The sequence below is a fragment of the Streptomyces sp. NBC_00057 genome (assembly GCF_045041165.1).
Classification (GTDB): Bacteria; Actinomycetota; Actinomycetes; order Streptomycetales; family Streptomycetaceae; genus Streptomyces.
This window is the reverse complement of sequence record NZ_CP108256.1, coordinates 6619579-6632864: the sequence shown is the minus strand read 5'-3', so window position 1 is coordinate 6632864 and position 13286 is coordinate 6619579. Positions and strand designations below refer to the sequence as shown.

Here is a 13286-nt window from a genome sequence, read left to right as displayed (position 1 = left end):
TCCCGCTCAGCCGAGCCGGAAGCGCAGATACTCGCGCCAGCGTGCCGTGAAGTCCTGCGGGGTCGTGGAGAGCACCTCCTGCATGGCCTGCTCCACCGCCCCGTCCCGCCCTGAGTGCCCTCCGACGGCCCGGTAGAAGGCGAACAGCTTCTGCTCGCCCCAGTGGTCGGCGATCAGCTCGCAGGCCAGCCAGGCGCCCTCGTACGCCCTCGCCAGGCGCGCGGCGTCTCCCGCGAAGCCGAAGTCCTCGTCCGTGGGGAGCTCGGCGGGCAGATCGCCGCGCAGGACGGCTTCGGCCAGTTCGGGGGCGGCCTGTGCGGCGGTACGGTCCTCGGCGCGGTAGGCCGCCCAGTCGGCGAAGCCCTCGGAGAGCCAGGTCGGGGTGGCGGCAAAGGTGCGGGCGCGGGTGGCGACATGGGTGATCTCGTGGGTGAGGACGATCCGCTGCCCGAAGGTGCCGAGCATGCCGTACGCCTGCGGGTTGACGATCACCCGGTCCGCGGGCGCCCGGTCCGGACCGCCGGTCTGCCCGGTGGTGACGGCCGCGATCCCTCGGTAGTTCGCCGCCGGTGACCCCAGCAGATCCGCCATGTCCTCCACGGTGTGCGGTACGAGCACCAGCACGCGGCCTGCCCAGCGTTCCGGCCAGGCGTCCGAGACGGCGGGCACCGCGCGGTCCGCCGCCCGGGAGATCCGGTGCAGCTCCTGCTCGGTGCGGCCGACCCCGAGGACGAGGCTGTGCTTTCCGCCCACCACCTGGACATCGCCCTGCTGCCAGAGCTGCCGGCCGCCGTCCTTGCCCGCCCGGTCGCCGACGATGTACCAGCGGTCGTCCGCGCTGTCCCGTCTCAGATCGAGCACCCGGTCCGCGGCGACCGGGGCGGCGTCGTAGCCCTTGATCCGGTAGCGCAGCTGTATGTCCGCGGTCGCCCGGTCGGTGCCCTGTCCGGTCACATCCGTCAGCCGGTACGTCCATGAACTCAGCGGCACGTCCGCGAGGTTGTCCAGTTCCCTGCGCTGGGCCGTGCGCAACCCGGTGGCCCGCGGGTCTATGGCGGCCAGATAGGCATCCGTGTCGTGTTCCAGCACGGCGGCCGCGCGGCGGTCCAGAGTGGCGCGGATACCGCGGGCGGTGGAGTCCGGGGCGGCGCCGTCGTCGGGGGCCGCGCAGGCGGAGGCGAACAGCAGCCCGGCGAGCAGCACTCCCGCCGTGCGCCGTCCTCCGTTACGTCCCCGCCGTGCGGTACGCCGCCTGTCAGCCACCCGGTCGAGGGTACGGGTCAGATGCGGGTGACCGAGGAGACGGGCATCATGCCGACGGGGTCGTAGCGCACCGGGGCGCCCGGGTACGGGGCGTGGATCACCTGGCCGTTGCCGACGTACATGCCGATGTGGCCGGCGTCCGCGCGGTAGGCGACCAGGTCGCCGGGTCGGGCCTCGGAGAGCGGCACCATGCGTCCCGCGTACCGCTGGGCCTGCGAGGTGCGCGGCAAGCTGACCCCGGCCTGGGCGTACGCCCACTGCATCAGCCCGGAACAGTCGAATCCGGCGGGTCCGTTGGCCCCCCAGATGTACGGGCGGCCCAGTGCCTCCCGGACCGCCATGACGGCTGCGGCCGCCCGTGCGGAGCCGGCCGGCACAACGGCCATGCCCGGGAACGCGTCGTCGCGGCCGGAGCGCGAGGACCGCTCGAAGTCCGCCCGGTCGGCGCCGGGCAGCGCGTCCAGCAGCTGCTCGGCCCGGGCGAGCTTGCGCTCGACGGTCCGTTTGTGGCGGGTGGCGGCCGCCCTGTTGCGCTCCAGATCGGCCAGCGCCCGGGCGGCCTCCGCGCGGGTCTGTGCGAGAGAGCGCTGAGCCTGCTGGAGCTGCCGCAGCTCGGCGGCCTGATGCTCGGTCAGGCGGTCCAGGGTGGCCGCCCGGTCGAGGTAGGTGTCCGGATCGGAGGAGAGCAGCAGAGCGAGCGAGGGATCGAGGCCACCCGAGCGGTACTGCGCGCTCGCCACCGAACCGAGCGCCGTACGCATCCGGTTGAGGCGTTCCTGATCACGGGCCGCCCGGTCCTGGGTCCGCTTCAGCTCGCCGCGCAACCGGTCGGCTTTCTCACCGGCCTTGTTGTACTGCTCGGTGGCCCGCTCCGCCTCGCCGTACAGCCGGTCGACCCGGGCCTTGGCGGTCCCGGACGTGTCCTGCGGGTCGGCGTTCGCGGTGGCCGCCCCGAGCGTGGCGGCCGCGGTCGCCGCCGCGGCCGACAGAACAGTGACCCGGGCGCCCCGGTTGAGGCCGGGCTGTGTGGAACGGCGATGGGACACCACAGGACGCCGCACTCCCTTCCGCTGTACGCAGATGTGCGCAGCCCCTGCCGCCCGGGGCGGGCGGACCGACGACCGGGAGCTGCACGGCAGGCAGACAGTAGTCGGGCGATTACGCAGCGGCCAAAGACCGCGCCGGGCGGACGGGCGGCAGAAACAGCTACGCCCCAGCGGTGACCTGTGGTCTCAGCCAGGGCGCACTGTCTGTGCGGGGCGCGGGAATTCGCCCGTTCGGGCGTCGTCAGCCGATGCGCACGCCGAACTGGAAGCTGCCCATGGTGTTCATCGACTCGTAGCGGACCACCGTGCCCGGGTACGGGGCGTGCAGCACGGTGTTGTTGCCCGCGTAGAGGCCCACGTGCGAGGTGTTGTTGAAGAACACCAGGTCGCCCGGCTTCAGCGCGCTGCGCCCGATCCGGGGGCCGTCGTTGACCTGGGTGTACGTGACCCGGGAGATGTTGACGCCGGCCTGGGCATAGGCCCACTGGGTCAGGCCCGAGCAGTCAAAGGAACTGGGGCCGGTGCCGCCGGAGCGGTACGGCTTGCCCTGCTGGGTGGAGGCGGCCTGGAGGGCCGCGGCGCCGCGGGCGGAGGCGGGCACCTCGTTACCCAGGTCCACCCGGTCACCGGCGGCACGGCTGGCGCGCTGGTCCTTCTCGCGCATCTCCTCGCGCTCGGCGACGGTCAGCGTGTTGAGCAGGCGCTGCGCGTCGGCAAGCTTGCCCTGGAGCTTCTTCTTCTTCTCGCCGAGCGTCTTGCGGACGTCCGCGAGGTCGCCCAGCTTGTCCTGGGCCTCCTTGCGCTGCTGTGCGAGGACCCGCTGCTTCTCCTGGATCTTCTCCAGCGTCTCGGTCTGCTTGGCCGTCAACTGGTCCAGGGCCGAGGCCTGGTCGAGGAAGCTGTCGGGGTCCGAGGCGAGGAAGAGCTGCACCGACGGGTCGATGCCACCGGAGCGGTACTGCGCGGCGGCGAGCGAACCGAGGCCGTTGCGCAGGGTGTTGATCTCCTGCTGGCCGCGGGCCACCTTGTCCTGGAGCGCGCCGACTTCCTTCTCCAGCTTCTGCTGCTTCTCCTTGGCGCCGTAGTACTGCTCATTGGCATCGCCGGCCTCGTGGCTGAGCTTGTCGACCTTCGCCTTGACCTCGCTCTTGGAGGGCTTGGGGTCGGCCTGGGCCGCCTGGGAGGTCAGAGCCACGGCTGCGGCTGCGGTCGCGGTGACCACGGTCACACGGGCGCGGCTCGGCTGCTTGGGACGACGGTGGGACGCCACGGAGGCGAGCTCCTTCTTCCTCGAGCCGCCTACCGGGCTGTGGGGGATTTGAATCCCCGGCTCCGTGCACGTCACGGACTCGGCGGTGCCTTCGCAGTCACCCCGGATGGGTGATCAACCGTGCGAAGGTTCGAGGCCCGACCCTAGTGACCAACTTGTGATCAGTTCAAATCCTCACAGGAAAAATCTCGTCACAGGAAGCACTTCTTTACCCACGACACACGGGGTGTAGCGGCGACTTGACGGTCCGTTCCCTGATTTCCGCCGAGTCCCGACAAGTGTCACTAGACGCGCGAAAGGCGCTTCAGGAGCAAGGCGGACGCAACGGGCCTGGCGCCCGACTTCGCCACACCGTCGGCGACTTCGCGGTCGGTGGAGACCACCACGACCGGCCGGCCCGGCGGTTCGGCGCGCGCCAGCTGACGGATGAGCTCATCGGCGGTCACACCGGGCTTGCTGAACAGCACCCGGACCCCGCGCGGCGGTGCGAGCAGCACCGGTGCGGCCAGTTCGGCCCCGTCGAAGACACAGGTCATCTCGGCGCCGGTCTGCGCCGCGAGGACCGCGAGACCGCCCAGCAGCCTCAGCCGCTGCTTCTCCAGCGGCAACTGCGGATAGCCGGTCTTGGTGACGTTGTAGCCGTCCACGATCAGATGCGCCTGCGGCAGCGCGAGCAACTGGTCGAGCAGGGCCGGATCGGTCTCCGAAAGGGCCCTGGCGGCAATGTCCTTGGGCGACATCCGGCCCGGCTCAACCGCGTCGACACTGTCGGCGGGACGGATCGAGGAGGGCGGCAGGGCCAGTTCGCGACGGAGCCCGCTCGCCGCGTCGAGCACCGTGTCCAGCAGCAGCCGCAGCCGCATGTCCTCGACCGAGCGGCCCTCCCTGGCGGCCCTGCGGCCCGCCTCGACGGACGCCTCGGCCTCACCGAGCCGCGCCTTGAGCCGGCGGGTCTCGCTCTCGGCCGCGGAGACCTGGGCGGCCGCCTCGGAGCGTACGGCGTCGGTCTCGGCCCGGCTGCGGCGCAGCGCGGCCTCGCCGCGCTTGACCTCGTTGACGACACTGCGCAGTTTGCGCTGAAGGGATTCGGCTTCCTTGCGGGCCGCGTCCAGCTCGCCGCGAAGCCGTTCGGTCTCGCTCTTCGTCTGGGAGCGGGCCTGAGCGAGTTCCTCGCGCAGCCGTTCCAGCTCGCGGCGGCTCTCCTCGTCGGCGCGCTCGGCGTCGGCCCGTTGAGCCTCCTCGCCGGCGGAGGTGACCAGCTTCACCCAGCCGGCCGGGCGCAGCACATAGGCCGCGGCGGCCACATCGACGGGGTCGGCGGCGGCGGGCGGCGAACCGGCCTCCAGCGCGGCCGTCAGCTCCGGCTGCTCCTCCTTGAGCCGTTCGCCGATGCGCTGCCGGAACAGCGCGTCGCTCTCCAGGGCGGCCGCCATCGCGTTCCCGGCGAACTTGGCGCGCCGGGTCGGGGTGAAGCGGGCGTACTGCCTCAGCTGGGCCGGCAGTTCGGTGACCGTCAGGTCGCCGAACGCGTCCGAGACCAGCGCGACGACCCGTCGCCGTACACCTTCGGGCAGCGGGCGGTCGAGCGCCTCGACGGCGTCGTCGGCCGCCTCGGCCGACTCGGCGCCGCTAGCGGGCTGCTCCACCATCCGTCACCCCAAATTGTCTGTCCGCACGGCCCCGTCAGGAGTCGGCACCCGGCCTGTCCACCAGTTCGATCTGATCCACCGCGTTGCACCAACGGCAGCGCACCGACTCGATGGTCTCACTGACCACCTCGCGTTCCTCGACGGTGGACTCCCCGGCCAGGTCGAGATGGACGTATTCAATGACCTTGGAGGAACGCGTCACGTCGAACCGTGTGAGGTTTCCGCAGAGCGTGCAGCGCCAGCGGGTCCCGTCGGTCGGCTGGGGAACCGTCGTCATCGTGCGTCCTCTTTCGTCGAGCCTCGTGCTGCCTGCTTCAAGGATCTCGCGGTGCGCCGTCGAACTGCGGATGTCCTGCCGTAACCCTACGGCCTCGCCACGTCCCCCCGACACGGCGAGGCGGTCTGTCCCGTTCCCTCCGCTTGCGTCATGCTCTGTTCATGATCGATCGGCGGGCTGCGGCCGCCAGATTAACCAGTGGACTCCTACGGACGGTCACCTCGGGCGGACCGCCCGTGACCTATGCCCTGATCACCCTGTGCTGCCTGATCTTCCTGATCAGTCCGCTCTCCGGCTTCAACCCGCCCTACGGCACCGCCGACGCCCTGCTCGCCGCCCAGGCCGGGTATTTCGAACGCTGGGGCGTGATCCCGAGCGAGCTGTGGGACGGCTCCGCACGCGCCCTGCTCACCCCGCTCACCGCCCTCTTCGTGCACGGCAGCTGGCTGCATCTGCTCGGCAACATGCTCTTCCTGTACGTGTTCGGGGCGATGACCGAGGAGCGCATGGGCCATGCCGAGTTCACCTTCTTCTATCTCGGCTGCGGCTATCTCGCTCTGGTCGCCTATGCGGCCGCGCACGCCACGTCCGACCAGACACTCGTCGGTGCGTCGGGGGCGATCTCGGCGGTACTGGGGGCATTCCTCTACCTGTTCCCCAGGGCCCGGGTCACCAGTCTGTTCCCGTTCCTCTTCTTCCTGCCGCTGCGCTTCCCCGCCTGGATCGTGCTGATCTTCTGGTTCGTCCTGCAGTGGCTGGCGGTCCAGGGCGCGGGCAGCGGGGGCCCCGGCGTGGCCTATCTGGCCCATGTGGTCGGCTTCGTCCTCGGCTTCCTCTACGCCTGGGGGCGTTACCGGCGTACGGATAGAGTGAAGACTCCAGCCACGGCCACCGAGGGAGAAAGCCAGCCGTGATCACCGCGATCGTGCTCATCAAAACCAGCGTGGACCGGATTCCCGAGATCGCCGAGGCCATCGCAGCGCTGGACAGCGTCAGCGAGGTCTTCTCGGTCACCGGTACGTACGACCTGATCGCCATGGTCCGGGTGGCCAAGCACGACGATCTGGCGGACGTCATCCCCGGCCGGATCAGCAAGATCCCCGGCGTCGAGGCCACCGACACGCATGTGGCCTTCCGTACGTACTCGCAGCACGACCTGGAGGCCGCCTTCGCCATCGGCCTCGACGCGTAGGTACGCCCCTTATTACGGCGTAGCACTTCGGCGGGGGACGGGCAGTCGCGCCCGTCCCCCGCCGAAGTGTTGCGCGCCCGTCAGAGCTGCGCTGCGCCCCGGTCCGGGACGCAGCGGCCTTCCTCGGTGCGGTACTTCCACTGGGCGCCCTTGCTCACCAGTTCCTTGACCGCGCGAACGAATCGCTCGATGTGCTCGTCCGGCGTACCGGCGCCGAAGCTCACCCGGATCGCGTTGAGCAAGGGGGTTCCCCCGGTCGAGTCCGTTCGAGACCGGGGGAGCTCGCCCGGCTCGGCCTCGGGCGCGCCGCACTCGCCGGCCTCCTGCGGGTCGCTGCCCAGCAGGGTGCGGACCAGCGGGTGGGCGCAGAACAGTCCGTCGCGGACCCCGATGCCGTATTCGGCGGAGAGCGCGGCCGCGAAGTGCGAGCTGTTCCAGCCCTCCACCACGAAGGAGATGACGCCGACCCGCGGGGCGTCGTCGCCGAACAGCGAGAGCACCTTGACCTCGGGGACGCCGGCGAGTCCGGCCCGGACCGCGGTGACGAGGTGCTGCTCCCGGGTGACCAGGTTGTCGAAGCCTGCCTCGGTCAGCGCCCTGCAGGCGGAGGCGATGGAGTAGACGCCGATGACGTTGGGCGAACCGGCCTCGTGCCGGGCGGCGGTGGAGTGCCACTCCACGTCCACACCGCCGTCGGTGCGCCGGGCGACCTTCCGGGAGGCGCCGCCACCGGCCAGGTACGGCTCGGCGTCCTGCAGCCAGTCGGCGCGACCCGCAAGCACACCCGAGCCGAATGGCGCGTACAGCTTGTGTCCGGAGAAGGCGACCCAGTCGACGTCCAGCTCGGCGATGTCGACGGGGTGGTGCGGGGCGAGCTGCGCGGCGTCCAGCACGATCCTGGCACCGTGGGCGTGCGCGGCGGCCGCCAGCTCCTTGACCGGCCACAGTTCGCCGGTGACGTTGGAGGCGCCGGTGACGCAGACCAGCGCGGGGGCAATGGGGCCTCCCCTGCTCGAACGGAGTTGAGAGCTTGGGGAAGGGTCGCGGTCGGCGAGCGCCCGCTCCAGCGTCTCGACGGCCTGGGCCGGGGTACGCGGGGCGTTCAGGTAGGTCACCCGGGCGTCGCGCCACGGCAACAGCGAGGCATGATGCTCGGTCTCGTACACGAAGACCTGGCAGTCGGCGGGGACGACGGCGGCCAGCAGGTTGAGGGAGTCGGTGGTCGAGCGGGTGAAGATCACCTGATCGTCGGCGCGGCAGCCGAGGAACTCCGCGACGGTCGCGCGGCTGTTCTCGAAGAGGTCCGTGGAGAGCTGCGAGAGGTACCCGGCGCCGCGGTGGACACTGCCGTAGTACGGGGCGTACGCGGCGACGTCGTCCCAGACGCGCTGCAGGGCCGGGGCGCTTGCGGCGTAGTCGAGAGCGGCGTACGTGACTTCGCCACCCGTGACCAGCGGAACCGTTACATCCTTGCCCAGAACCGACAGAGGGGCACAAAGCGACTGGTCGGCGGCAGCGGTGAAGACAGACATGGCGAACTCCCGTAACAGGCAGGCGAATTACATGCGCCGGCGGATACGCGGCAGCGCAGCAGAAAGTGAAAAGGGTGTGCGGAGAAGGGCCGATAAGCCCTATCGCATTCGCTTGCTCACAAGAGACTCCCTAGGGACCAGGACCCCGGGGGCTGGCATTCACAGATGCCGAGGGGCCCGCGCTTGCCGCAGACCTCGCTGCCTGCGGCCTGGTCTTCACCCGGGGCACCCCGCCACGGACGGAGGGTTGCCGGACAGCGGGCCGGGGCCGTAGTCGCTGTCACTCATGACCTGCCCAGCATCCTGCCATACGTGCGTCGACGCGCAAGGCGCGGTCCAAGATCTGGACCGCGCCCTGCGTCATATTCCGTCCGGTCAGGCGTTGCTGACCGCCACCCAGCGCTCCAGCGCCTGCCGGGCCGCCCCCGAGTCGATGGACTCGGCGGCCTTCGCGATTCCTGCGGCGAGCTGCTCGTTCAGCGTGCCGTCCGTCGGGTCCAGCGCGACCAGTGCCGCTGCCGAGTTGAGCAGCACGGCCTCCCGTACGGGCCCTCGCTCGCCGGCCAGTACCCGACGGGCCACATCCGCGTTGTACGAGGCGTCGGCGCCACGCAGCGCCTGTGCCGGCACCAGCTCCAGACCGACGTCGCGCGGGTCGAACGCCTCCTCGCGCACCGTTCCGTCCCGGACCACCCAGACGCGTGAGGTCGCGGTGGTCGCCAGCTCGTCCAGGCCGTCGTCGCCGCGGAAGACCAGCGCCGAATTGCCGCGCTCGGCGAGGACACCGGCGACGATGGGCGCCATCCGCAGGTCGGCGACGCCGATGGCCTGGGAGCGCACCTTGGCCGGGTTGGTGAGCGGCCCGAGGATGTTGAACGTCGTCGGGGCGCCGAGCTCCTTGCGGGCCTTGGCGGCGTAGCGCAGGGCGGGGTGGAACTTCACCGCGAAGCAGAAGGTGATGCCCGCCTCCTCGGCGACCTCGACGACCCGCTGCGCGCTGAGCTCCAGATTGACGCCGAGCCTTTCCAGCACATCGGAGGAACCGCTCGCCGACGAGGAGGCGCGGTTGCCGTGCTTGACGACCTTGGCGCCGGTACCCGCGATGACGATCGCCGACATCGTGGAAATGTTGACCGTCTTGGCGAGGTCGCCGCCGGTGCCGACGATGTCAACCGTGCGACCCGGTACGTGGATCGTGTTGGCGTGCTCGTACATCGCGCTCACCAGGCCGGACACCTCGTCGACCGTTTCGCCCTTGGCGCGCAGGGCCACCGCGAAACCGGCGATCTGCACATCGGTCGCCTCACCGCTCATGATGCGGTCCATCGCCCATGCGGTGTCGTCCGCGGTCAGGTTCTCGCCGCGCAGCAGCGGGTTCAGCACGCCGGGCCAGGAACGGTCCGCCACGCTGTCGCCGCCGACCGGGGTCACAACGTTCATGGTCCGCTCCTGGGGGTCCACAGCCGATAAAAGGGGTTGCCCCCACCCTATCGAGCGCCACGGACAGCGAAGAGCCCCGTCCATCGGATGGACGGGGCTCCTGCTGTGGCGATCAGTTCAGGCGATCAGTGGTGACCGTGGCCGCTGGTGATCTCCTTGTACTCCTCGGTGGTGGGCTTGGCGATCTGGTTGTCCTCGCCGTAGTAGCCCTTGCTGAGCCTGGCCCGCAGCTTCTGCAGTACGGGCACCTTGCGCTCGACACCGTTCTCGTCGACCGTCGGGCCGATCTCGACCGGCTTGTACTGCTCGTGCGCGGTGAGCGTGTGCAGCTGCTCGGGGCCGAGCGGCTCGTGGATCTCGACGAACTCACCGTGCGGCAGGCGCTTGATGATGCCGGACTCGCGCCCGTGCAGCACCTTCTCCTTGTCGCGGCGCTGGAGGCCGAGGCAGATCCGCCTGGTGACGATGAACGCGATGACCGGGCCCACGAAGATGAAGATCCGGACGAACCAGGAGATGGCGTTCAGCGACAGGTGGAAGTGCGTGGCCCACAGGTCGTTGGCACCACCGATGAAGACGACGACGTACTCGGTGATCCAGGCGACGCCGAAGGCAGTCCGGGTCGGAGCGTTGCGCGGGCGGTCCAGGATGTGGTGCTCGCGCTTGTCCCCGGTGATCCAGGACTCGATGAACGGGTAGACCGCGATGATCGCGAGTACCAGTCCGAAGGCCATCAGCGGAATGAACACCCCCAGGACGAGCGTGTGGCCCCAGAGGTTGATCTCCCAGCCAGGCATCACTCGGATCAGCCCCTCGGCGAAGCCCATGTACCAGTCGGGCTGGGCGCCGGTGGAGACCTGGTCCGGGCGGTACGGGCCGATGTTCCAGATCGGGTTGATCGAGGCGATGGCCGCGATGATGGCGATGATGCCGAAGACCAGGAAGAAGAAGCCACCGGCCTTCGCCATGTACACCGGCAGCAGCGGCATGCCGACGACGTTCTTGTTGGTGCGGCCGGGACCCGCGAACTGCGTGTGCTTGTGGTAGAAGACCAGGATCAGGTGCGCCACCAGCAGACCGAGCATGATGCCCGGCAGCAGCAGGATGTGGATCGAGTAGAACCGGCCGATGAAGTCGTGACCGGGGAACTCTCCGCCGAACAGGAACATCGAGATGTACGTGCCGACGATCGGCATCGACAGGATCGCGCCCTGGGTGAAGCGGACACCCGTACCGGACAGCAGGTCGTCCGGGAGCGAGTAGCCGGTGAAGCCGGTGAACATGCCCAGCACGAACAGCAGGAAGCCGAACAGCCAGTTGATCTCACGCGGCTTGCGGAACGCACCCGTGAAGAAGACGCGCATCATGTGCACGAACATGCCGGCCAGGAAGATCAGCGCGGCCCAGTGGTGGATCTGGCGGACCAGCAGACCACCGCGGACGTCGAAGCTGATGTCCAGCGTCGAGGCATAGGCCGCGGACATCCGGATGCCCTGCATCGGCTCGTACGAGCCGTGGTACACGACCTCGCTCATGCTCGGGTCGAAGAACAGCGTCAGATACACACCCGTGAGGATGATGATGATGAAGCTGTAGAGGGCGATCTCACCGAGCATGAAGGACCAGTGGTCCGGGAAGATCTTGCGCATGTTGGACTTGGCCAGGGAGTAGATCCCCAGGCGTCCGTCCGCCCAGTCGGCCACCCGCTCACCGGCGGGCGCCTTGCGCTGTGTGTCGGTCGCAGTACTCATCCGCGCTCCCAGAATGCAGGACCGACGGGCTCTTCGAAGTCACCGAGCGCTTCGAGGTTGCCCTCGGCGTTCACACCGATCCGCAGCTGCGGAAGGGCGTGACCGGCCGGACCGAAGATGACGCGGGCGCCGTCGGAGAGGTCGAAGGTGGACTGGTGGCACGGGCAGAGCACGTGGTGGGTCTGCTGCTCGTACAGGCTGATCGGGCAGCCGACATGGGTGCAGATCTTGGAGAAGGCCACGATTCCCTCGTGGGCCCACTCGCGCTCGCGCTTGTCCTTGATGTTGTCCGGCTCGATGCGGATGATCATCAGCGCGGCCTTGGCCATCTGGTTCTGGAAGTCGTGCGCGTCCTCCTCCAGGCCCTCGGGCATGGCGAAGGTCAGCGAACCGACGGCGACGTCCTCGGGACGCAGCGGCTCCATCGTGTTCATGTTGATGAGCTGCTTGCCCTTGGCCCACAGGGTGTTGCGGAGCTTCTTCTCCGGCAGCGGACCGAGGTCGCGCAGCAGCACCACGCCGGAGAGCGGCACCAGGGCCAGCGCGCCGAACATGGTGTTGCGGATCAGCTTGCGCCGTCCGAACGCGGACTCCTCGGCACCGGCCGCGAAGTCGGCCAGGACCTTCGCCTTGACCTCCGGCGTCGCCTCGATGGCGTGCCGGTCGTCGGCGACCTCCACGTCGGACATCAGCGTGCGCGCCCAGTGGACGGCGCCGGCGCCGATCGTGAAGAGGGCCACGCCCAGGGTCAGACCCAGGGAGAAGTTGAGCGCGCTCACGTGGCCGAAGGGCCAGATGTACACGATCTTGTCGACCGGGAAGATGACGTACGAGGCGATGAAGCCGACCGTCGCCAGCATGGACAGCGTGAACATGAACGCGACGGCGCGCTCGGAGCGCTTCGCGGCCCGTTCGTCGATGTCCTGGATGCGCGGCTTGTGGGCCGGCAGCCCCGGGTCGGCGAACGGGTCGTCCGCGACCTCTACCGCGCCGTGCGCGGTGCCCTGCTCAGCGGGCAGGTTCTCTTCTGGAATCTCTTGGCTACTCATGACTTCTTGGCCTTAGCGGTGTGGGCCGCGACCCAAATGGCAACTGCGATCAGTGCGCCGAGCCCGAAGATCCAGGCGAACAGCCCCTCACTGACCGGCCCCAGGCCGCCCAGCTTCAGACCACCCGGGTTCTCCGACTGGCCGCTGTTCACGGTCTGGACGTACGCGATGATGTCCCGCTTCTCCTGCTCGGGCATCGTCGTGTCCGGGAAGGACGGCATGCTCTGCGGGCCGGTCTGCATGGCCTCGTAGATGTGCTTCGGGTCCACGCCTTCAAGGCTGGGCGCGTACTTGCCGTTCGACAGCGCGCCGCCCTCGCCGGTGAAGTTGTGGCACTGGGCGCAGTTGGTACGGAACAGGTCGCCACCCTTGGCGATGTCCGCACCGTCAGGGCTTACCTGGCTCTTGTTCGGAATGATCGGGCCGGCGCCGAGCGACGCGACGTACGCCGCGAGCTGGTCGATCTCGGCCTGGCTGTAGATGACCTTCTTCTTCGGTACCTGGGCACCCGGCTGCTGCGCCGGCATACGGCCCGTACCGACCTGGAAGTCAACGGCGGCGGAGCCCACGCCGACCAGGCTCGGCCCGTCGGTGGTGCCCTGACCGCCGGTTCCGTGGCAGCTGGCGCAACCGACGGAGTACAGCTTCTTGCCCTCATCGATGGCAAGGGACTGGGCGGTTTCGTCGGCCTGCGCCTTACTCGCGGGCGCAAACGCGGCGTACAGCCCCCCAGTGGCCGCCAGCGCGAGGAGTAGTACGACGACCGCCGCCAACGGATGGCGTCGTCGTGCGGAGAGCTTTTTCACGGATTACCCCG

12 protein-coding genes and 1 riboswitch are annotated in these 13286 nt (G+C 69.4%); of the genes, 2 read left to right on the top strand and 10 right to left on the bottom strand.

The features are described from left to right. Positions 1–6 precede the first annotated feature (6 nt). The 5 genes from OG953_RS31235 to OG953_RS31215 all read right to left on the bottom strand — a co-directional run bounded on the left by OG953_RS31235 (position 7) and on the right by OG953_RS31215 (position 5505). Positions 7–1263, bottom strand: coding sequence for a hypothetical protein (locus OG953_RS31235; RefSeq protein WP_405688535.1), 1257 nt, complete (start codon positions 1261–1263; stop codon positions 7–9). A gap of 17 nt (positions 1264–1280) precedes the next feature. Next, positions 1281–2312 carry an NlpC/P60 family protein gene (locus OG953_RS31230; RefSeq protein ID WP_405688533.1) on the bottom strand — a complete coding sequence of 344 codons (1032 nt, stop codon included), beginning with the start codon at positions 2310–2312 and terminating at the stop codon, positions 1281–1283. Between the two features lie 238 nt (positions 2313–2550). Next, positions 2551–3579 carry an NlpC/P60 family protein gene (locus OG953_RS31225; RefSeq protein WP_405688532.1) on the bottom strand — a complete coding sequence of 343 codons (1029 nt, stop codon included), beginning with the start codon at positions 3577–3579 and terminating at the stop codon, positions 2551–2553. Positions 3580–3863: 284 nt separating this feature from the next. Further along, positions 3864–5225, bottom strand: a complete 1362-nt coding sequence (locus OG953_RS31220; protein WP_405692163.1) for an NYN domain-containing protein — start codon at positions 5223–5225, stop codon at positions 3864–3866. Positions 5226–5262: 37 nt separating this feature from the next. Beyond that, the gene (locus tag OG953_RS31215) at positions 5263–5505 is read right to left on the bottom strand and encodes a hypothetical protein (RefSeq protein WP_093893615.1); all 243 of its coding nucleotides are present in this window, start codon (positions 5503–5505) and stop codon (positions 5263–5265) included. Positions 5506–5666: 161 nt separating this feature from the next. Here OG953_RS31215 and OG953_RS31210 point away from each other — a divergent pair, with 161 nt between their 5' ends. Beyond that, positions 5667–6419 (top strand): rhomboid family intramembrane serine protease, encoded by a 753-nt coding sequence (locus OG953_RS31210; RefSeq protein ID WP_405688531.1) that lies wholly within the window; start codon positions 5667–5669, stop codon positions 6417–6419. After that, positions 6416–6697 (top strand): Lrp/AsnC family transcriptional regulator, encoded by a 282-nt coding sequence (locus OG953_RS31205; protein WP_093543818.1) that lies wholly within the window; start codon positions 6416–6418, stop codon positions 6695–6697. The genes OG953_RS31210 and OG953_RS31205 overlap by 4 nt, the downstream gene beginning before the upstream one ends. Before the next feature lie 80 nt (positions 6698–6777). On the opposite strand, the gene OG953_RS31200 is transcribed toward OG953_RS31205, so the two are convergent. The 5 genes from OG953_RS31200 to OG953_RS31180 all read right to left on the bottom strand — a co-directional run bounded on the left by OG953_RS31200 (position 6778) and on the right by OG953_RS31180 (position 13275). Then, complete coding sequence (locus tag OG953_RS31200; RefSeq protein ID WP_405688529.1) at positions 6778–8229, bottom strand: aminotransferase class V-fold PLP-dependent enzyme; 1452 nt, start codon at positions 8227–8229, stop codon at positions 6778–6780. 174 nt (positions 8230–8403) lie between these two features. Beyond that, a riboswitch (SAM riboswitch) is annotated at positions 8404–8521 on the bottom strand. An 83-nt stretch (positions 8522–8604) separates the two neighbouring features. Next, a complete protein-coding gene (gene trpD, locus OG953_RS31195; RefSeq protein ID WP_405688527.1) occupies positions 8605–9669 on the bottom strand; it encodes an anthranilate phosphoribosyltransferase in 1065 nt (354 codons plus the stop codon). 125 nt (positions 9670–9794) lie between these two features. After that, complete coding sequence (locus OG953_RS31190) at positions 9795–11420, bottom strand: cytochrome bc complex cytochrome b subunit (protein ID WP_405688526.1); 1626 nt, start codon at positions 11418–11420, stop codon at positions 9795–9797. Beyond that, positions 11417–12469, bottom strand: coding sequence for a Rieske 2Fe-2S domain-containing protein (locus OG953_RS31185; RefSeq protein WP_405688525.1), 1053 nt, complete (start codon positions 12467–12469; stop codon positions 11417–11419). The genes OG953_RS31190 and OG953_RS31185 overlap by 4 nt, the downstream gene beginning before the upstream one ends. Next, entirely contained in the window at positions 12466–13275 is an 810-nt protein-coding gene (locus tag OG953_RS31180) for a c-type cytochrome (RefSeq protein WP_405688523.1), read from the bottom strand. The genes OG953_RS31185 and OG953_RS31180 overlap by 4 nt, the downstream gene beginning before the upstream one ends. Between the last annotated feature and the right edge of the window lie 11 nt (positions 13276–13286).

Excerpts from the sequence above, each read along its gene's own strand:
- OG953_RS31215 (WP_093893615.1), bottom strand. The coding sequence starts at position 5,505 with ATGACGACGGTTCCCCAGCCGACCGACGGGACCCGCTGGCGCTGCACG.
- OG953_RS31210 (WP_405688531.1), top strand. The coding sequence starts at position 5,667 with ATGATCGATCGGCGGGCTGCGGCCGCCAGATTAACCAGTGGACTCCTA.
- OG953_RS31200 (WP_405688529.1), bottom strand. The coding sequence starts at position 8,229 with ATGTCTGTCTTCACCGCTGCCGCCGACCAGTCGCTTTGTGCCCCTCTG.
- trpD (WP_405688527.1), bottom strand. The coding sequence starts at position 9,669 with ATGAACGTTGTGACCCCGGTCGGCGGCGACAGCGTGGCGGACCGTTCC.
- OG953_RS31190 (WP_405688526.1), bottom strand. The coding sequence starts at position 11,420 with ATGAGTACTGCGACCGACACACAGCGCAAGGCGCCCGCCGGTGAGCGG.
- OG953_RS31185 (WP_405688525.1), bottom strand. The coding sequence starts at position 12,469 with ATGAGTAGCCAAGAGATTCCAGAAGAGAACCTGCCCGCTGAGCAGGGC.